Here is a 17,443-nt window from a genome sequence, read left to right on the forward strand (position 1 = left end):
CGCGCCGGGTCGCCTTCGCATTCCCCATGACACTCGTCTCAGGGATGCCAACCGCCAATGACCCCTGCCCCACGCTGCTGCGCCCTGCGCGACGAGCCACCGCAATGACAGCCTCCGATTTCGTTCTGGGATTTGGCGAAGCCGGCTGGGGAGCGGCACTGCTTCAAGCCGCGATGATGACGCTTGCCGTGGCATCGACCGGCTACGCCTTCGGCCTCCTGGTGGGAAGCTTCGGCGCGTGGGCAAAGATCAAAGGCGGCGTTCTTCCACGCTTGATCGCCGATGCCTACACCACCGTGCTTCGCGGCATACCCGACATTCTCGTCATCTATCTCTTCTACTTCGGTTCAAGCGCGGTCCTGACACCGCTGGCCGGCCTGTTCGGCATTTCGGGTTTCGTCAGCCTGCCGGGCTTCATGGCCGGTGCGCTGGCGATTGGGCTGGTGTCCGGCGCCTATCAGGCCGAGATCATGCGCGGCGCCTATCGCGCGGTTTCGCCTGGAGAGATCGAGGCGGCGATCGCCGCCGGCATGTCCCGCCTGACGATGTTTCGCCGCATCATCGCGCCGCTGGTGCTGCGGCACGCCCTGCCAGGTCTCGGCAATGTGTGGCAGCTGGTGCTCAAGGAATCCGCACTCGTCTCGGTCACCGGGCTCGTGGAAATCCTGCGGCAGGCGCAGATCGGCGCCGGATCGACTGGCCAGCCCTTCACCTTCTTCTTCGCCGCCGCGGTCCTGTATCTGGCCATTTCGTCGTTCTCGACATGGCTTCTGCGGCGGACCGAGGCGCGGCTGACAATCGGCGCGAGGCGGGCCTGATGGATCTTCCGTTCCTGTACGAGACATTGCTGAAGCTGCTGACCGGGGTGCCACTGACATTGCAGCTCGCAATGTCCTCCGTCGGGCTGGGCGCCGTTCTGGCCGTCATGCTCGCTTTGGCGCGGTTGTCAGGTCTGCGGCTCCTGGCTTGGCCCGCGTCATTCTACGTCTTCATCTTCCGCTCCACGCCGCTGCTGGTGCAGATTTTCCTGATCTATCATGGTTTTGGCCAGTTCCATGCCGTGCGGACCAGTTTTCTCTGGCCTCTCCTGCGCGAACCCTATTGGTGCGCGCTCATCGCCCTGACCTTGAACACCGCCGCCTATTCCAGCGAGATCGTTCGCGGTGCGTTGCTGTCGGTTCCATCCGGCCAGATCGAGGCCGCGCGGGCCTGCGGCATGTCGAGCTTCACGCTCCAACGCCGCATCGTCTTCCCGCTTGCCTTGCGCCACGCTCTGCCGGGCTACGGCAACGAATTCATCCTGATGATCAAATCGACGGCACTGGCCTCCATCATCACGCTGATGGAGGTGACCGGCCTGGCGGCGCAGCTCATTTCCGAATCCTTCCGCGCCATCGAAATCCTGATCGTGGCGGCCGCGATCTATCTGTCCATGAATTTCGTCGTCACGCGCCTCGTCCAGTGGGCCGAATATACGCTGAGCGCCGAGTTGAGACCGCCTCCGGCGGCGGCATCCGGGCAAGGAGCAACCTTATGACTGACCAGCTCAAACCAGCCGTGCGCCTGACGGCGCTTCGCAAGAGTTTCGGCGCTTTCGAGGTGCTGAAAGGCATCTCACTCGAGGCGATGGAAGGCGATGTCGTCTCCATCCTCGGCTCCTCCGGTTCCGGCAAGTCGACCATGCTGCGCTGTATCAACATGCTTGAAACGCCCGATAGCGGGCGGATCGAGGTCGGCGGAGAGAGCATCCAGTTGATACAGGCGGGTGGCAGGACGCGGCCTGCCGATAGGCATCAGTTGCAGCGCATGCGCGCAAGCATCGGCATGGTGTTTCAGAACTTTAATCTCTGGTCTCATATGACGATCCTGGAAAACCTGATCGAGGCCCCGATCCACGTCCAGAAGCGTTCGCGCGCCGATTGTGTGGAGGAGGCTGAAGCGTTGCTGGAAAAGGTCGGCATTGCCGAGAAGCGCAATCATTATCCCGCCCATCTGTCCGGCGGCCAGCAGCAGCGCGCGGCCATCGCCCGTGCGCTGGCCCAGCACCCGAAGGTCATGCTTTTCGACGAGCCTACCTCCCGCACTCGACCCCGAGCTTGTCGGCGAGGTGCTGCGTGTCATGCGCGCGCTCGCCGAGGAAGGCAGGACGATGCTGGTCGTCACCCATGAAATGGGCTTCGCCAGGGACGTCTCCAGCAAGGTCGTGTTCCTGCACAAGGGCGCGGTCGAGGCGGAAGGCTCTCCGCACGACATGTTCACCGCCGGCCGATCCGACTGCTTCCGGCAATTTTTGTCCGGCGGCGGCGGCTTGAAGTAAGCCAACTTTCCCACGCATGCGATACACACGAAAATATCCGAGAAGGAACTGACAGCATGACCACACAGGCCACCGCGTCTGAAATCGTGATCGTCGGAGGCGGCATCTACGGTGCGAGCCTCGCCTATGAACTGGCGCAGGCCGGCAGGACCGTCACGCTGCTCGAGGCCAACGACATCGCGGCCGGCGCATCGGGCGGCTCCGGCGAACGGGGCGTGCGGGCAAACGGCCGCGACTTGCGCGAACTGCCGATGGCGACTGTCAGCTTCCCGCTCTGGGCCAGATATCAGGAACAGTTCGAAGGCGGCGTCGGCTACCGCCGGATCGGCGGCCTTCATCTCTTCAACATCCCGCATGGCGCTCACGAGCATGAAGTGCGCGGCACCATGGAAGCCATGGCCATGACACAGAACGCGCTTGGCGTTCCTTCCCAACTCCTCAGCCGGGACGAAACGCTGGAACGTGAGCCGGAATTGTCGGGGGATCTGATCGGTTCGGTCTACTGCCAGAATGACGGCGTGTGCGATCACGCCTTCGCCACGCGGGCCTTCGCCGAACAGGCGCGCAAGGCTGGGGTGAGCTTGCGCACAGGCACGCGCGTCACCGAAATCCTCCACGACAAAGGCAGGGCAACGGGTGTGAGGCTGGCGAGTGGGGAGGTTGTGCCGGTTGGCGAGAAACTCGTTCTCCTTGCCAACAATGGCGTGCTGCCGCTGCTAAAACCGGTTCTCCAGCCGCAGGAAATCATGCCTGTCATCAGCTTGATGCCGCAGATGATGTTCGTCACCAACCCGCACGGCAAGAAGATCAATCACCTTCTCGGTCACGCTCACCGCAAGCTGTCGGTGAAGCAGCTTCAGGATGGCACGTTGATGCTTTCAGGCGGCCAGAGCGTTGCCCATACGCCGGAGGGCCATTGGAAGGGATCGCTCAGTTCCGTAGCTCTCGGCCTGACCGATGCCATCGCAACTTTGCCCTTCATCGATGAGTCCGCCTTCCTGAAGGTCGATGCTTCCCGCGTCGAGAGTTGTGTGATTGACGGTATCCCGATCGTCGACACGCCTGCTGCCTTGCACAACACCATCTATGGGTTCGCCTGGACCGGCCATGGCTTCGCCATCGCCCTTGGCTTCGCCAAATACCTTACCGAGTGGATCGTCAGCGGTGAAAAGCCGCAAGCGCTCGAGGTCTTTTCGGGAAAACGATTTCAGGCGCCGCGTTCCAACTAGGGCGTCTCTTCCAATTGTCCTATTGGACGCCACCCTGTTCGAGACCCGTCGACCTCGAAGTACCGTCGTGCCAAAATCGACGTCAGGGCTCCGGCCGGCGAAAAGCAACGTTTTGCACATCAAATAGTGGGCTCTGGAATTTCAACCGAAAATCGAGCATGATGCGGCTTGGTATTTCGCAGGCCTGCTTCGCGCGCCGCGAAATATCCGGAGGAACGGGACATGGCCATTGCGCTTGTACTCGTTTTGATCGTCGTGGGCTCGGTGCTGTTCCACTTCCTGAGCCCATGGTGGTGGACGCCGATTGCCTCGAACTGGGACTATATCGACCACACCATCATCATCACGTTCTGGATCACCGGCGTCGTCTTCGCCGCCGTCGTTCTCTTCATGGCCTATTGTGTGTTCCGCTTCCGGCACAAGGAAGGCAACCGCGCCGCCTACGAACCGGAGAACAAGCGGCTGGAATCGTGGCTGACGATCGTCACCGCGGTCGGCGTAACCTCCTTGCTGGTTCCTGGCCTCTTCGTCTGGAGCCGCTTCGTCAACGTTCCGAGCGACGCCACCGAGATCGAGGTCATCGGCCAGCAATGGCAGTGGAGCTTCCGCTTGCCTGGCAAGGACGGCAAGCTCGGCACGTCGGACACCCGCGACGTATCAGCTGACAACCCGCTCGGCGTCATCCCCGGCGATCCCAACGGCCAGGACGATGTCGTGGTCGAAGCGGCGGACCTGCATCTGCCGGTCGGCAAGCCGGTCAAGGTGCTGCTGCGCTCGATCGACGTGCTGCACGATTTCTACATACCGGAATTCCGCGCCAAGATGGACATGATCCCGGGTTCGGTCACCTATTTCTGGTTCACCCCGACCAGGACCGGAAGCTTCCAGGTCCTGTGCGCCGAACTATGTGGCCAGGGCCATCCCCTGATGCACGGCGTGGTCATGGTCGACACCGAACAGGACTACCTGGCCTGGCTCGGCCAGCAGCAGACTTTCGCGCAACTGTCGGCGCCCCAGAAAACAGGCTCGGCAGACCAGACGCCGGGCAGGACGATGCCGTCGGGTTTGAAGGTTGCAGCACAGCTCGAAACGGTCGGGTCTCGCTGAAAAGAACACGGAGGTGTTCCTATGGTCGACGTAACACCCGCAGATGCCGTTCCGCCCGCCGAAGTCGGCGAGATGGAGCTTTACCATCCGCACAGTTGGTGGACGAAATACGTCTTCTCGCAGGACGCCAAGGTCATCGCCATCCAGTATTCGGCGACGGCAACGTCGATCGGCCTTGTGGCGCTGGTGCTGTCCTGGCTGATGCGGCTGCAGCTCGGCTTTCCCGGCACGTTCGACTTCATCACCCCGGAGGCCTACTACCAGTTCATCACCATGCACGGCATGATCATGGTGATCTACCTGCTTACCGCGCTCTTCCTCGGCGGCTTCGGCAACTATCTCATCCCACTGATGGTCGGCGCGCGCGACATGGTCTTTCCCTATGTCAACATGCTGAGCTACTGGATCTACCTGCTCGCCGTCCTGGTTCTGGTGTCGAGCTTCTTCGCGCCGGGCGGACCGACAGGTGCCGGCTGGACGCTCTACCCGCCGCAAGCCATCATGACCGGTACGCCGGGCGGCCAGGACTGGGGCATCATCCTGATGCTCTCCTCGCTGATCTTGTTCATCATCGGCTTCACCATGGGCGGCCTGAACTATGTCGTGACGGTGCTGCAGGGCCGCACGCGCGGCATGACGATGATGCGCCTGCCACTGACGGTCTGGGGCATCTTCACCGCGACCGTCATGGCGCTGCTCGCCTTTCCCGCACTGTTCGTCGCCTGCGTGATGATGCTGCTTGACCGCACGCTCGGCACCTCGTTCTTCATGCCGGCGATCTCCGAGATGGGCGAGCAACTGCCGCACAATGGCGGCAGCCCGATCCTGTTCCAGCATCTGTTCTGGTTCTTCGGCCATCCCGAAGTCTACATCGTGGCGCTGCCAGCCTTCGGCATCGTATCCGACCTGATCAGCACCCATGCGCGCAAGAACATCTTCGGCTACCGGATGATGGTCTGGGCCATCGTCGGCATTGGCGCGCTGAGCTTCGTGGTCTGGGCGCACCACATGTATGTCAGCGGCATGAACCCTTATTTCGGCTTCTTCTTCGCCACCACGACATTGATCATCGCCGTTCCGACCGCCATCAAGGTATACAATTGGGTGCTGACCCTATGGCGCGGCGACATCCATCTTACCATCCCGATGCTGTTCGCGCTGGCCTTCATCGTCACCTTCGTCAATGGCGGGCTGACCGGGTTGTTTCTCGGCAACGTCGTCGTCGATGTTCCGCTGTCCGACACAATGTTCGTCGTCGCCCATTTCCATATGGTCATGGGTGTCGCCCCGATTATCGTGGTGTTCGGCGCGATATACCATTGGTACCCGAAGGTCACCGGCCGCATGCTCGACGAGACGCTCGGCCGGTTCCATTTCTGGGTCACGTTCCTCGGCGCCTACCTGATTTTCTTCCCCATGCATTATCTCGGCCTGATGGGCGTGCCGCGGCGTTATGCCGAACTGACCGACATGACCATAATGACGGAGTCGGCCCATCACCTGAACTCGTTCATCAGCATCATGGCCTTCATCGTCGGCTTCGCCCAGATGGTCTTCCTGTTCAACCTGATCTGGAGCATCCGCCATGGCCGCGAGGCCGGCGGCAACCCGTGGCGGGCCACGACGCTGGAATGGCAGACGCCGCAAACACCACCGGCGCATGGCAATTTCGGCAAGGACCTGCCGATCGTCTACCGCTGGGCCTACGACTACAGCGTGCCGGGTGCCAAGGAGGACTTCATCCCGCAGAACGTGCCGGGCGCCTTCGCCCCCTCCAGGGAGCCGGCATGAGTGTCATCCTGGTCTTCTTGCTCGTGATCGCCGGCTTTGCCGGCTGGTGGCTTTCGCACCAGCGGCTGACAGCGAAGCCATGGCTCGAACAAGGTCTGGCCAGCGACATTGTCGGCTTCGACCGGTCGGCGCTGCCCACCGCCAAGATCGGCCTCGGCGTTTTCCTCGCCGTCGTCGGCTGCCTGTTCGCGCTCTTCACCAGCGCTTATTTCATGCGGATGGCGGTGTCGGACTGGCAGCCGCTGCCGTTGCCGCGCCTGCTCTGGCTGAACACCGGCGTGCTGGTGCTGAGCAGCGTCGCGTTGCAATGCGCCGTATTTGCCGCGCGCAAAGGCCAGATCGACAACGTCCGGCTCGGCCTTGCCACGGCCGGTTTGACCGCGATCGCCTTCCTGGTCGGACAACTTGTGGCGTGGCAGCAACTGACCGAAGACGGCTACCTGCTCAGCGCCAATCCCGCCAACAGCTTTTTCTACCTGATCACCGGCATGCATGGCCTGCACATACTGGGCGGTCTGATCGGTCTTGGCAGGACGACCGCCGGCGCCTGGAACGGAGTGCGGCCGCAGCGGCTGCGCCTAAGCGTCGAACTCTGCGCCATGTACTGGCATTTCCTGCTCTTCGTCTGGCTGGCCATCTTCGCCCTTTTGGCCGGCTGGGCTGCGACGTTCATCGATATTTGCCGGCAACTGCTGACCTAGGAGATAGGGATGGCTGAGACAGTGACGCACACCGGCCAAATGAGGCCAAGACCAGCTGGCTGGCATGGCATTGCCGCCGACTGGGCCTCCGACCAGCGCGCGTTCAAGAACGTGTCCTGGGGCAAGGCCATGATGTGGATTTTCCTGCTCAGCGACACCTTCATCTTCGGCTGCTTCCTACTCTCCTATATGACCGCGCGCATCTCCACGCGCGTGCCGTGGCCAAACCCGAGCGAGGTCTTCGCGCTGCGCATCGGCGGCCAGGAAATCCCCCTGATCCTGATCGCCATCATGACCTTCGTGCTGATCTCGAGCAGCGGAACCATGGCGATGGCGGTGAATTTCGGCTATCGCCGCGACCGCCGCAAAACCGCGATCCTGATGCTTCTGACGGCTGCGTTGGGCGCGACCTTCGTCGGCATGCAAGCCTTCGAATGGACCAAGCTGATCACCGAAGGGGTACGGCCCTGGGGCAACCCCTGGGGCGCGGCGCAGTTCGGTTCATGCTTCTTCATGATCACCGGCTTCCACGGCACGCATGTGACGATCGGGGTGATCTTCCTGATCATCGTGGCGCGCAAAGTCTGGCGCGGAGATTATGACACCGGGCGGGCCGGCTTCTTCACCAGCCGCAAGGGCCGTTACGAGAACGTCGAGATCATGGGGCTCTACTGGCATTTCGTCGATCTGGTCTGGGTGTTCATCTTCGCTTTCTTCTATCTTTGGTGAGAGGCAGATATGGCTGAAGCAACCGCAAACGGCCTCGGGCAACACGCACTTCACGCACATGATGCGCCGGTGGCGGCCGCCCATGCCGAAGTTCACCAGGAACACCCGATCAAGCTCTACCTGGTGGTCTGGGCGTGGCTGTTCATCCTCAGCACCTGCTCCTATCTGGTCGATTATTTCGGCCTGCACGGCTATCTCAGATGGTCGCTGATCCTGATCTTCATGATCCTCAAGGCTGGGCTGATTGTCGCTGTCTTCATGCATATGGCCTGGGAACGGCTGGCGCTCGCCTATGCGATCATCCTGCCGCCGATCCTGGTGCTTGTGTTCGTGGCGATGATGCTCTTCGAGGCCGATTACACGCTTTTGACCCGGATGACGTTTTTCGGCGCTGGCCCCTGACCCGCACTCCGGGTCGGCCGGCGACAACCGCAGCCGGAAAGCCCGCGCCGCTGCCAGTCGGCGGCCTTGAAACAAGCGGCCGCTGGTGCATTTCTCCTGGTACCGGAAACGACAGGAGGAACGAATTGCCCTCGTTTCCGCATGCGTCGCAAACTCAAGCAAGAGGGACGCCAAAAATGACCATCGCAAACAGACTTAGGGAATTTATCGACGGCAAGGGAATTTCCTACGACACCGTCCCGCACCATCGCACATCCACCAGCAGGCAGTCGGCAATAGCCGCACATGTGCCCGGCAGCATCATGGCTAAGTCAGTGGTCGTTCACCACGAACTCGGCTATGCGCTGGCCGTGGTTCCAAGCACGCACAGGATCGAGCTCGGCAGGTTGCAGGACCTCATGGACAGACGCCTCGGCCTCGCCTCCGAAGATGAGGTGGTTTCCCTCTTCGGCGATTGCGACATCGGCGCCGTCCCACCGATCGGCGCGGCCTACGATGTGCCGGTGATCCTCGATGAAAGCCTCGGCAACGCCGCCGACATCTATTTCGAGGGCGGCGACCACCGGACGCTGGTGCATGTAAGCGGCAAGGACTTCCGCAACCTGACCAGGGATGCACGCCAGGCCCGCTTCAGCCACGCTGCCTACTGAACCTGATCCTGTCGCGCCGGCGCGCCCTCGCCGACGCGACAAAAGCTGGAACGGCTCAGTTTGCCGGTCTGGCGGAGGCCGGCGGCTCTACGACCTTGCGGTAGACATGCCAGGTGGCGTGACCGAGGATCGGCAGCACGACCGCCAGTCCCGCGAACACCGGCACGGAGCCGATGATCAGCGCGACAGCGACGATCAATCCCCAGACAGCCATGGTGATCGGGTTCGCCATAACCGCCCGCACCGAGGTGTGGATGGCCTCGTAGGCGCCCACATCGCGGTCGAGCAGCAGCGGGAAAGCAACCACCGTCGTGCACAACACCACGACGGCGAAGACGAAGCCGATGGCGTGCCCGATAATGATCAGCGTCCAGCCGCGCCCGGTGGCGAATATCTGATTGATGAAACCGGATATCGATTCCGGCGGGGCTGGGCCAAACAGATATTGGTAGAACATCTGCGCAGTCAGGAGCCACGCGATGAAGATTGAAAACAGCATGATCCCGACAGCCGCGATCGCCGGCAAAGCCGGGGAATTCCTGACCTCGAAAGCATGCCGCCAGGACGTATCGAGCCCGGCCTCCCGCCTGCGGCTGATCTCATAGAGGCCGATCGCCGCGAACGGGCCGATCAACGCAAAGCCGGACACCAGCGGAAACAGCAAGGGCAGCGCATTGGCGCCCGATGTCCAGGCGGCGAGCACGACGCCGACGAGCGGGTAGATCAGGCAGAGAAAGACAATATGCGAGGGCTTGACCATGAAATCATCGACGCCGCGCCTGAGTGCGTCGAAAAGGTCGGAAACACCGATCTTTCGAATTCTCGTATGCTCCAGCGTCTCGCTGGCACCTGCAATCACGTGAAAGCTCGCCATAACCGTTCCTCCAGATCAGGTCCGGCAAGGTCGGGGGTTCACGGTGCCACCGATGTGCATGGCTGGCCACGCAAACGCGACCTGCACTGTCCCCAGCATACTCTCTTGTGCCGGACTTGTCGCCTTGTTGGTAGGGAGTTGGTGGCGGCGGGCGGGACGCTGGCCCCGGAAGTCTTTCTTCGATATTCTCATACAGTGCCGCGCGCCCCTTTTGGCGCGCCCGGGACGCTGCAGGCACTTTGATTGGCGCATGATCTCCCGGCCGGAGGTCAGCCAAGCGAAAATCGGTCCCGGTTTTCGCAGCCATGCGCCAGATCGAAGGTGAAGGTCATGGACGCAAGGACGGTTCTCATACTTGGCCTCGGCATAGTCATTCTGCTGCTGCTTGGATTTTGCGCGCTGCCATCGTGACGGATCAGCGTGCGGTCTTCAGCATGGCACTTGCCAACCGTTCAAGCGCCGGCTGAAACCAGCGCGCGCATAATGACGGTGTCGGCAAGCAGCGCGGCGAAGATCGCGAAAAGATAGATGATCGAGTAGGCAAACAGCGCCTTGGCGGGCTTCAGTTCCTTTTCGGCAGCGGCCAGGACCTTCCAGGCGTGCCAGATAAAACCGGCGCCCAATACGGCCGAGACAATTCCGTAGTAACCGCTGGCGAATCCGAAGGCCCAAGGCAGCACGCCGGCCGGCGCCAGAAGCAGCGCATAGGCGAGGATCTGCTTCTTCGTCGAAGCCGGGCCGGCCACATTCGGCATCATTGGAATCCCGGCGGCGGCGTAGTCGCCGACCTTAAACAGCGCCAGCGCCCAGAAATGTGGTGGCGTCCACAGAAAGATGATCAGAAACAGGATGAGGCTTTCAACGCCGACAGCGCCAGTTGCGGCCGCCCAGCCAATGACAGGAGGAAGAGCGCCGGCGGCACCGCCAATGACTATGTTCTGCGGCGTCGAGCGTTTCAGCCACATCGTGTAGATGACGACGTAGAAGAAGATGGTGAAGGCCAGCAGCGATGCGGCGAGCCATCCAACCAACAAGCCGAGCGTCATGACCGAAAGACCGGCAAGCACGAGGCCGAAGCCGAGCGCCTCGCCTGGCATGACACGGCCGGACGGAACCGGCCGCTTTGACGTCCGCGACATCAGCGCGTCGATGTCAGCGTCATACCACATGTTGAGAGCCCCGGCCGCCCCTGCCCCGATCGCAATCGCACCGATGGCGATCACGGCGATGATCGGATTCATCGCAACGGGAGCCACCATCAGGCCGACGAAAGCGGTGAAGATGGCGAGCGCCATGACGCGCGGCTTCAGCAGCGCGAAGAAATCGGCGGCCATCGCTTCCGAGAGACGGACGCCGGTGTTGTCCCCGAGGTGGCTTTCCTTAGTCGACATTGCAGGCGACCACCGATGGAAGCAGGCAAGCTAGGCCATGGTCCCGAACTGAACGCCCACGCGGGCGAAAACCGAACCCTGTTTTTGCTTACGCTGTCCCTTTGATTCCAATAAGATCACGGTAAAACAAGGTGTTAGACGAATGGCGGAGGAGCCAGGTCACTTGGAGAACGTTTTCAGATAGGCAATGACGTTGGCCACGTCTGCATCGTTCTTGAGGCCGGGAAACGTCATCTTGGTGCCTTTGACCATGGCCCTGGGATCGTGAAGGTAGGTCGTCAGCGTTGGCTCGTCCCATTTGACGCCGGATTTGCCTGCCGCAATCATGGCATCGGAATATTTAAAATCCGGATGCGTACCGGCCGTGCGGCCGATGACGCCGTGCAGCGATGGACCGATCTTGTTCTTGTCCTCGTTTGCAATGTGGCAGACTTGGCATTTGGTGAAGACCTTCTCACCAGCCGCGGCATCCTGTGCCCGCGACGGATGCGCGATGAAGATCGTAACGGAGACCGCAGCGAAAAACGCTATAGCGCGCATGGCATTCCCTCCCTGATCGCCATTTATGCCTCGGACGATCGAATATCTCTCCCCGGTGGAATTGCAGTACTTACATACCATGGAATCCAGGCGGCGGGTAGAAAAAGCCAAACATTGCGGAGGTTTAGTAACCAGACGCGCTCATGGAGGAGCGGTCCGGCAGGTTCCGGCGATCTGCTCGACCGCCTCTTCGAGCCCGGCAAGGTCGAAATCCGCCTGGCCACGGCCTGACAACAATCCGAACCGCCAGGAAAGCGACAGCCGGCTTGCGGGAACAAGGCGCTTGATGCCGTCGGCGCCGTCGCGCACCAGCATTCGGCCGCGAGACCCGACCGACCAACTCTCGTCGAACTTGCCGCCGCCGTCGACGGAGACCGACATGGTGATCTTGCGGCTGGCCGAAACCTTGTCATTCAATTGCAGCCATTCGGTCCAGCGCGGTTCGCCGTCTGCCCGGCAGGCGATGGTCAGCACCGGGCTATAACTCAAGGCACCGCCGCCCGTGATCAGCTTGTTGGTGCCGTGAAGCGAAGCGGTGACAAGGCCATCGTCGTCCGTGCCGAAGCGCCAGTCGCCCGCAAGCGCGTCGGCTTGCGTGAGATCACAGGCGAAGGCCAGAACAAGCGCCAAGGCGACGGTACGCCCCGTTTCGAAGAATAGGCTCAACGCCCCCTCCAGGAACCACACGGTTTGCAGCAACAGCGCAGATAGTGATTAGCGCTTGGTTTAGCCAAGTGCCACCTACCGCGAAGCGAATCGGCTGTTGCAGTTTCGCAACGAAAAGGCCGCCCCGAGGGCGGCCTTCGTCGATTCCATCAAGTACGAGAAACTTATTCAGCGTCCTTGGCAGCCTTTTTCTTCGGCGCCGCCTTCTTCTTCGGCTCTTCTGCCTCGTCGCCGGCCTCGCTCGCCTTGGCCTCAGCCTTCTTGGCCGCGGCCTTCTTGGCGGGCTTCGCCTTGGTCGTGGTTTCCGCTTCCTCGTCGTCGGCCATCAGCTCTTCCTTGCTGACCTTGACGTCGGTGACCGAGATCTGGCCGAGCAGGTGATCGACCACCTTCTCCTCGAACATCGGCGCTCGCAGCGCGTTCAGCGCCTCGGGATTGTTGCGGTAGAACTCGAATGCTTCCTGCTGCTGGTTGGCCGGGAAGCGGCGAACCTGCTCGAACAGGCCGCGCTGCAATTCCTCGTCCGATACCGTGACACCGGCCTTCTCGCCGATCTCGGCCAGCACCAGGCCGAGGCGCACGCGGCGCTCGGCAAGACGCAGATATTCGGCGCGGGCTTCTTCTTCGGTCGTCTCTTCGTCGGCGAAGGTACGGCCGGCGGCTTCCAGGTCACGGTTGACCTGCGCCCAGATGTTGTTGAACTCGGCGTCGATGAGCTTCGACGGCGCCTCGAACGAATAGGCCGCATCCAGCTGGTCGAGCAGCTGGCGCTTGACCTTCTGGCGCGTCATCGAGCCGAACTGGTTCTCGATCTGGCCGCGCACGATCTCACGCAGGCGCTCCAGCGATTCCAGGCCAAGGTTCTTGGCGGTCTCGTCGTTGATTTCCAGGTCGCCGGGCTTCGACACTTCCTTGACGGTGACGTCGAAGGTGGCTTCCTTGCCGGCCAGATGCGCCGCCTGGTAGTTTTCCGGGAAGGTCACGGTGACCTGCTTCTCGTCGCCGGCCTTGGAGCCGATAAGCTGGTCCTCGAAGCCCGGAATGAACTCCTTGGAGCCCAGCACCAGCGGCTGATCGGTGCCAGCGCCGCCGGCAAAGGCCTCGCCGTCGATCTTGCCGACATAGTCGATGCTGACGCGGTCGCCTTCGGCGGCCTTGCCGGTCTTCGGCTCATAGCTGCGCGCCGATTCGGCGACACGCTTGACCTGGTCGTCGATCTCGGCGTCCGGCACGTCGAACACCTGGCGCGTCACCTTGATGTCGGAGAAATCCTTGATCTCGATCGCCGGAATGATCTCGTAGTTGAGGCGGAATTCGAAATCGGTGCCGCCGGCCAGGATCTTCTCGGCTTCCTTCTCGTCCTCGGTCATGATGACTTCGGGCTGCATGGCGGCCTTTTCGCCGCGGCCGGTGATGATCGAACGGGTCGAATCGTTGAGGATCTCGTTGACCACTTCGGCCATGAACGACTTGCCATAGACCTTGCGCAGGTGCTGCACCGGCACCTTGCCCGGCCGGAAGCCGTTGATGCGAACCTTGTTGCGGGCGTCCGACAGCCGCGCCATCAGCTTGGCTTCCATGTCACCGGCCGGCACGGTGATCTTGATCTCGCGCTTGAGACCGGAGTTGAGCGTTTCGGTGACCTGCATCGTAAAACCTTTGTTTTCACCAATGAGACTGCCACGGCCTCTGCCGTTTACAGCCTGCCGGTATAATCTTGCCGGGAATGGCTTTTGGTACGGAACCTGGCGATTTGACCGAAATTACGGCTCAAACTCTCCCAAACTGCGTTCCAAAATGTGAATAAGTTCTTGTTTTTCCTACTTCTTATCACATTTTGTAGAAGCGGATCGTCGCGTCCCGTCACATTTGACACGCCTTTTGTCACAGGCGAGGCTAATTTTCAACAGTCTTCGCGCTTAGGCGAATAACCAACGTTTCGGCCCTGACCCGACACTTTGGCCCTCACCGGCATTTTGGACCTGACCCAACATCTTGAACCTGACATTGACAGAATGATGGCTACATGGGATTGCCGGGCAACGCGGGTATGGCGGAACTGGTAGACGCACCAGATTTAGGTTCTGGCGAGAGATCGTGGGGGTTCGAGTCCCTCTACCCGCACCACCCTTCGCTCTGCGAGCTTCGGGTGGCAGGCCACCCGAAATCGTTAGATGTAAAGGGCGTCCTCCGACGCTAGCTTCTGATGGCCTCGTCGATGACCGCTATCGCGTCGACCTCTATGAGGTAGCCTGGGGACATTATCGCTACGCCGACCACCACATTGGCTGGTTTGTGATCTCCAAAAAGCGAGATTTGCGCTTCTTCGATGATCGGAACGTGTTCGTCGCGCCTGTAATCGACAATGTAGATCGTGATCTTGCAAACGTGCTCAGGCCGTGCGCCTGCCGCATTGAGCGCTCGACCGAGATTGCCGAATGCCAGGCGCGCTTGCGCCGCAAAATCACCATGTCCAACCAGCTTGCCATGTATGTCCTCGGGCTGCTGACCTGAGACGAACAACAGCTTGGTTCCCGTCGCGACGACAACCTGGGTGTACATCTCTGGAACTGGCAGATCATCGGGGTTGATGAGTTCGAGCGGCACTGAACAATCTCCTGCTTCGTTCGACTGAAATCGACTTTGGTGATCACCGCGTCTCTGGCACACAGCGAGAGCGGCGGTGCGCGTGGCGATCTGCGGCATGGCCCCGTGCGAAATCTTCCAGGGCGACACGCCAGCGCCGGCGCGTCGATCATGAGTATGCAGCCTAATACAGCGGCTCCTCGAACAGCGTCTTGTCGCCATCGACCAGCGCCTTGATCTGCGCGGTGCCGTCGCTGGCGAGCGCAAGCCTTATCCCGAACGGACGCACCCGCATGTCGTCCTGGATCGCCATCCCCTTGCCCTCCGGCAGGTAAAAGCGTTCGATGCCGTAGTCCGGCGCGATCGTCATCCCCTCGCTGCGCAGATCCCAGCCCGCCGCGACATGGCCGGCAATATCGGCCTCATCCGCGGCGGCCGGCGTCGGCGCCTTGCCGAACCAGGCGGTGGTCGGCGTCCAATAGCCATCGGCGCCCTTCTTCAGCCGGACGACAATCGAGGTGTCGTCACTGGAGAATTTGCCGGCGGGAATGTTGGCGATCATCTTCACCGGTATGCGGGAAATATCGTAGCGGAGGATGATGTAGTCGCCGCGCAGCAGGTCGCGCGGATCGACGGGTTCGATCTTCAACAGCACTTCCTTGCCGCTGCGCAGGATCGCCGCCCGGCCGGCGATGATCCAGCTCAGGAACCCTATCTGGACCAGCGCCAACACCAGCGCCGAGATAACAAGCCTTTTTCCGGTCATCATGCCGTGGCTCCTCCCGTTGCCGGACCCTTCATACGTTTTTCGACGCGGATGATGATGATGGCAAGGATGCCGAGCAGCACCGCGGCGGCAAGGAAGAAGCCGGCCGTGTCGAGCATCGACTGCAAGGTCACGACATAGATCATGGCGAGTTCGAAGGCGAAGCCGAGATAGGCAAGCCAGCGCAACCCGCGGCTTTCACGCCCAGCCAGCACGATTGCGGCGACGATGCCGGCGAGTGCTGCGACCGAGGCGATGGTGAAACCGCTGTTGTAGGTGCTTTCGTCGGCCAGTTCGAACTGGATGATGGCCAGGCCAGTGAGGAAGCCGAGCAGCGCGTGCAGGGGCAAGCGGCCGCCAAGCTGCACGATCCTGTCGACCGGTTCCGGTGCGAAGACAGAAGCCGCGAAGAGCACGACAGAGACAACTACCAGGGGGATCGCCACCGGCAGCGTCCCGTGATTTCCGGCCAGCAGCACGAGATAGAAGAGCAGTGAGAGAATGATCAGGTGCCGCGCGGCCTGGCTGCGGGTCCAGAACGAGACGGCGAACAGCACGATCGCCATGACGACGAAGGCATGCGGAAACGCGCTGCGGCTGTAATAATCGAACCCTTTCAGGAACAGCCAGGCGTCGGCGATACCGACCGCTGCGACGTTCAGCGGGTTCGACCGCAGCGCGACCGCCGCCAACGCCGTGCCGGCGCCCCAGGTGACCAGCGCGGACGCCTCGTCGCCGGACAAATGGTACATCTGGCCGATCAGCGCGATCGAACCGCCGAAAGCAGCGGCAGCCACGATCCACAGCGCTTCGCCGATCGCCGCATGGTCGCGCGTCTTCAGCACCGCGCCGCCGACATAGCCGCCAAGGATGATGGCAAACAGAGCAGCCACCCGCGCCAGCCGCGGGATCGCTTCCCAGTTGGCGGCGACGAAGATCAGGATGGCCGCGCCAAACAGCAGGGCCGCCATCATCGCCAGGATCGAACCGAAGCTCAGTGATTTGCGCGCATTGGCCTCGACATCACGCGTTAGGGCATCGGCTGTCGCGGCATCGATCAGGCCTGCCTGAAGCCACCGCGCGATATCGGACCTGACCCGTGTCGAGTAGCCCGCCATGTCCTGCCTCCCCCGCTAGGTCGTTTTTTCAGCCGAACCAGCCAAACCGTTGACGTCACGGCACTTTCCGATTCTGGCTTCTTTGTGTCAGGTCCGTGAAGGCGCGTTAATGTTGCATTGCACAATTTGCATTGCTGCCATGCAGCCATAGCGCTTTTAAATCGATATGAGCCCGCCTATTTATGGTTCGTACACAAACGGAATGATCCGCAAGAAAGACGAAACGAGAACTACCATGAACCTGATCCGCAACTACCGCAACTGGCGCCGCTACAGGGACACCGTGTCCGAGCTGAGCCGCCTGAGCAACCGTGAACTGACCGACCTCGGCATCAGCCGCAGCGACATTCCTTACGTCGCTCGCAAGGCGGTCTAATTCTTCGGACCGCGAATGGTCCGAACAAGTTTCTGAAAAGAGAACGACAATGAACCTGATCCGCAACTATCGTAACTGGCGCGTTTATCGCGAGACGGTTACCGAGCTGGGTCGCCTTTCGAACCGCCAGCTGCATGATCTCGGTATCGTCCGCGACGAAATCAAGATCATCGCCCGCCGGGCGATCTAACGGAATTTCG

19 protein-coding genes, 1 tRNA gene and 1 pseudogene are annotated in these 17,443 nt (G+C 61.4%); 13 read left to right on the forward strand and 8 right to left on the reverse strand.

All coding sequences use genetic code 11. The annotated features are described in order from the left end of the window. Positions 1 to 104 precede the first annotated feature (104 nt). From HB778_RS33860 to HB778_RS33905, 10 genes and pseudogenes are all read left to right on the forward strand, one after another. On the forward strand, positions 105 to 818 hold the full coding sequence (locus HB778_RS33860) for an ABC transporter permease (RefSeq protein ID WP_183460186.1): 714 nt from the start codon (positions 105 to 107) through the stop codon (positions 816 to 818). After that, positions 818 to 1,537, forward strand: coding sequence for an ABC transporter permease (locus HB778_RS33865; RefSeq protein WP_183460188.1), 720 nt, complete (start codon positions 818 to 820; stop codon positions 1,535 to 1,537). The genes HB778_RS33860 and HB778_RS33865 overlap by 1 nt, the downstream gene beginning before the upstream one ends. Further along, a pseudogene (locus tag HB778_RS33870) lies at positions 1,534 to 2,317 on the forward strand (ABC transporter ATP-binding protein). Before HB778_RS33865 ends, HB778_RS33870 begins: the two are co-directional and overlap by 4 nt. A 56-nt stretch (positions 2,318 to 2,373) precedes the next feature. Beyond that, positions 2,374 to 3,546, forward strand: a complete 1,173-nt coding sequence (locus HB778_RS33875) for an NAD(P)/FAD-dependent oxidoreductase (protein ID WP_183460190.1) — start codon at positions 2,374 to 2,376, stop codon at positions 3,544 to 3,546. A gap of 222 nt (positions 3,547 to 3,768) precedes the next feature. Beyond that, the gene (locus HB778_RS33880) at positions 3,769 to 4,653 is read left to right on the forward strand and encodes a cytochrome c oxidase subunit II (RefSeq protein WP_183460192.1); all 885 of its coding nucleotides are present in this window, start codon (positions 3,769 to 3,771) and stop codon (positions 4,651 to 4,653) included. A gap of 21 nt (positions 4,654 to 4,674) precedes the next feature. Beyond that, on the forward strand, positions 4,675 to 6,444 hold the full coding sequence (ctaD, locus tag HB778_RS33885) for a cytochrome c oxidase subunit I (protein WP_183460194.1): 1,770 nt from the start codon (positions 4,675 to 4,677) through the stop codon (positions 6,442 to 6,444). Next, on the forward strand, positions 6,441 to 7,145 hold the full coding sequence (locus HB778_RS33890; RefSeq protein ID WP_183460196.1) for a cytochrome c oxidase subunit 3: 705 nt from the start codon (positions 6,441 to 6,443) through the stop codon (positions 7,143 to 7,145). Before ctaD ends, HB778_RS33890 begins: the two co-directional genes overlap by 4 nt. Before the next feature lie 9 nt (positions 7,146 to 7,154). After that, positions 7,155 to 7,874 (forward strand): heme-copper oxidase subunit III family protein, encoded by a 720-nt coding sequence (locus HB778_RS33895; protein WP_183460198.1) that lies wholly within the window; start codon positions 7,155 to 7,157, stop codon positions 7,872 to 7,874. A 9-nt stretch (positions 7,875 to 7,883) separates the two neighbouring features. Next, complete coding sequence (locus tag HB778_RS33900) at positions 7,884 to 8,276, forward strand: cytochrome C oxidase subunit IV family protein (protein ID WP_095199925.1); 393 nt, start codon at positions 7,884 to 7,886, stop codon at positions 8,274 to 8,276. A gap of 176 nt (positions 8,277 to 8,452) precedes the next feature. After that, positions 8,453 to 8,926 (forward strand): aminoacyl-tRNA deacylase, encoded by a 474-nt coding sequence (locus HB778_RS33905; protein ID WP_183460200.1) that lies wholly within the window; start codon positions 8,453 to 8,455, stop codon positions 8,924 to 8,926. A gap of 55 nt (positions 8,927 to 8,981) precedes the next feature. Here HB778_RS33905 and HB778_RS33910 read toward each other — a convergent pair whose 3' ends face one another. From HB778_RS33910 to tig, 5 genes are all read right to left on the reverse strand, one after another. Continuing rightward, positions 8,982 to 9,800 carry a DUF2189 domain-containing protein gene (locus HB778_RS33910; RefSeq protein WP_183460202.1) on the reverse strand — a complete coding sequence of 273 codons (819 nt, stop codon included), beginning with the start codon at positions 9,798 to 9,800 and terminating at the stop codon, positions 8,982 to 8,984. Positions 9,801 to 10,252: 452 nt separating this feature from the next. Beyond that, the gene (locus HB778_RS33915) at positions 10,253 to 11,191 is read right to left on the reverse strand and encodes a heme o synthase (RefSeq protein ID WP_183460204.1); all 939 of its coding nucleotides are present in this window, start codon (positions 11,189 to 11,191) and stop codon (positions 10,253 to 10,255) included. Positions 11,192 to 11,350: 159 nt separating this feature from the next. Next, entirely contained in the window at positions 11,351 to 11,731 is a 381-nt protein-coding gene (locus HB778_RS33920) for a c-type cytochrome (RefSeq protein WP_183460206.1), read from the reverse strand. 141 nt (positions 11,732 to 11,872) lie between these two features. Then, entirely contained in the window at positions 11,873 to 12,397 is a 525-nt protein-coding gene (locus tag HB778_RS33925) for a hypothetical protein (RefSeq protein WP_183460208.1), read from the reverse strand. Between the two features lie 164 nt (positions 12,398 to 12,561). Continuing rightward, positions 12,562 to 14,046, reverse strand: coding sequence for a trigger factor (tig, locus tag HB778_RS33930; RefSeq protein WP_183460210.1), 1,485 nt, complete (start codon positions 14,044 to 14,046; stop codon positions 12,562 to 12,564). Between the two features lie 395 nt (positions 14,047 to 14,441). Between tig and HB778_RS33935 the strand changes: the two genes are divergently transcribed. Beyond that, a tRNA-Leu gene (locus HB778_RS33935) sits at positions 14,442 to 14,524 on the forward strand. 69 nt (positions 14,525 to 14,593) lie between these two features. Here HB778_RS33935 and HB778_RS33940 read toward each other — a convergent pair. The 3 genes from HB778_RS33940 to HB778_RS33950 all read right to left on the reverse strand — a co-directional run bounded on the left by HB778_RS33940 (position 14,594) and on the right by HB778_RS33950 (position 16,867). Then, positions 14,594 to 15,004, reverse strand: coding sequence for a RidA family protein (locus tag HB778_RS33940; protein ID WP_183460212.1), 411 nt, complete (start codon positions 15,002 to 15,004; stop codon positions 14,594 to 14,596). A gap of 163 nt (positions 15,005 to 15,167) precedes the next feature. Then, on the reverse strand, positions 15,168 to 15,752 hold the full coding sequence (locus HB778_RS33945; protein WP_183460213.1) for a GDYXXLXY domain-containing protein: 585 nt from the start codon (positions 15,750 to 15,752) through the stop codon (positions 15,168 to 15,170). After that, positions 15,749 to 16,867, reverse strand: a complete 1,119-nt coding sequence (locus HB778_RS33950; protein WP_183460215.1) for a DUF2157 domain-containing protein — start codon at positions 16,865 to 16,867, stop codon at positions 15,749 to 15,751. The genes HB778_RS33945 and HB778_RS33950 overlap by 4 nt, the downstream gene beginning before the upstream one ends. A gap of 235 nt (positions 16,868 to 17,102) precedes the next feature. Here HB778_RS33950 and HB778_RS33955 point away from each other — a divergent pair, with 235 nt between their 5' ends. Both HB778_RS33955 and HB778_RS33960 read left to right on the forward strand, forming a co-directional pair. Next, positions 17,103 to 17,243: a DUF1127 domain-containing protein gene (locus HB778_RS33955; RefSeq protein ID WP_013531315.1), complete on the forward strand. Its 141-nt coding sequence runs from the start codon at positions 17,103 to 17,105 to the stop codon at positions 17,241 to 17,243. A 49-nt stretch (positions 17,244 to 17,292) separates the two neighbouring features. After that, positions 17,293 to 17,433 carry a DUF1127 domain-containing protein gene (locus HB778_RS33960; RefSeq protein ID WP_019858543.1) on the forward strand — a complete coding sequence of 47 codons (141 nt, stop codon included), beginning with the start codon at positions 17,293 to 17,295 and terminating at the stop codon, positions 17,431 to 17,433. The last annotated feature ends 10 nt before the right edge of the window (positions 17,434 to 17,443 follow it).

Origin of the sequence: Mesorhizobium huakuii (genome assembly GCF_014189455.1) — a bacterium.
Lineage (GTDB): Bacteria > Pseudomonadota > Alphaproteobacteria > Rhizobiales > Rhizobiaceae > Mesorhizobium > Mesorhizobium huakuii_A.

Excerpts from the sequence above, each read along its gene's own strand:
- HB778_RS33860 (WP_183460186.1), top strand. The coding sequence starts at position 105 with ATGACAGCCTCCGATTTCGTTCTGGGATTTGGCGAAGCCGGCTGGGGA.
- HB778_RS33865 (WP_183460188.1), top strand. The coding sequence starts at position 818 with ATGGATCTTCCGTTCCTGTACGAGACATTGCTGAAGCTGCTGACCGGG.
- HB778_RS33875 (WP_183460190.1), top strand. The coding sequence starts at position 2,374 with ATGACCACACAGGCCACCGCGTCTGAAATCGTGATCGTCGGAGGCGGC.
- HB778_RS33880 (WP_183460192.1), top strand. The coding sequence starts at position 3,769 with ATGGCCATTGCGCTTGTACTCGTTTTGATCGTCGTGGGCTCGGTGCTG.
- ctaD (WP_183460194.1), top strand. The coding sequence starts at position 4,675 with ATGGTCGACGTAACACCCGCAGATGCCGTTCCGCCCGCCGAAGTCGGC.
- HB778_RS33890 (WP_183460196.1), top strand. The coding sequence starts at position 6,441 with ATGAGTGTCATCCTGGTCTTCTTGCTCGTGATCGCCGGCTTTGCCGGC.
- HB778_RS33895 (WP_183460198.1), top strand. The coding sequence starts at position 7,155 with ATGGCTGAGACAGTGACGCACACCGGCCAAATGAGGCCAAGACCAGCT.
- HB778_RS33900 (WP_095199925.1), top strand. The coding sequence starts at position 7,884 with ATGGCTGAAGCAACCGCAAACGGCCTCGGGCAACACGCACTTCACGCA.
- HB778_RS33905 (WP_183460200.1), top strand. The coding sequence starts at position 8,453 with ATGACCATCGCAAACAGACTTAGGGAATTTATCGACGGCAAGGGAATT.
- HB778_RS33910 (WP_183460202.1), bottom strand. The coding sequence starts at position 9,800 with ATGGCGAGCTTTCACGTGATTGCAGGTGCCAGCGAGACGCTGGAGCAT.
- HB778_RS33915 (WP_183460204.1), bottom strand. The coding sequence starts at position 11,191 with ATGTCGACTAAGGAAAGCCACCTCGGGGACAACACCGGCGTCCGTCTC.
- HB778_RS33920 (WP_183460206.1), bottom strand. The coding sequence starts at position 11,731 with ATGCGCGCTATAGCGTTTTTCGCTGCGGTCTCCGTTACGATCTTCATC.
- tig (WP_183460210.1), bottom strand. The coding sequence starts at position 14,046 with ATGCAGGTCACCGAAACGCTCAACTCCGGTCTCAAGCGCGAGATCAAG.
- HB778_RS33945 (WP_183460213.1), bottom strand. The coding sequence starts at position 15,752 with ATGATGACCGGAAAAAGGCTTGTTATCTCGGCGCTGGTGTTGGCGCTG.
- HB778_RS33950 (WP_183460215.1), bottom strand. The coding sequence starts at position 16,867 with ATGGCGGGCTACTCGACACGGGTCAGGTCCGATATCGCGCGGTGGCTT.
- HB778_RS33955 (WP_013531315.1), top strand. The coding sequence starts at position 17,103 with ATGAACCTGATCCGCAACTACCGCAACTGGCGCCGCTACAGGGACACC.
- HB778_RS33960 (WP_019858543.1), top strand. The coding sequence starts at position 17,293 with ATGAACCTGATCCGCAACTATCGTAACTGGCGCGTTTATCGCGAGACG.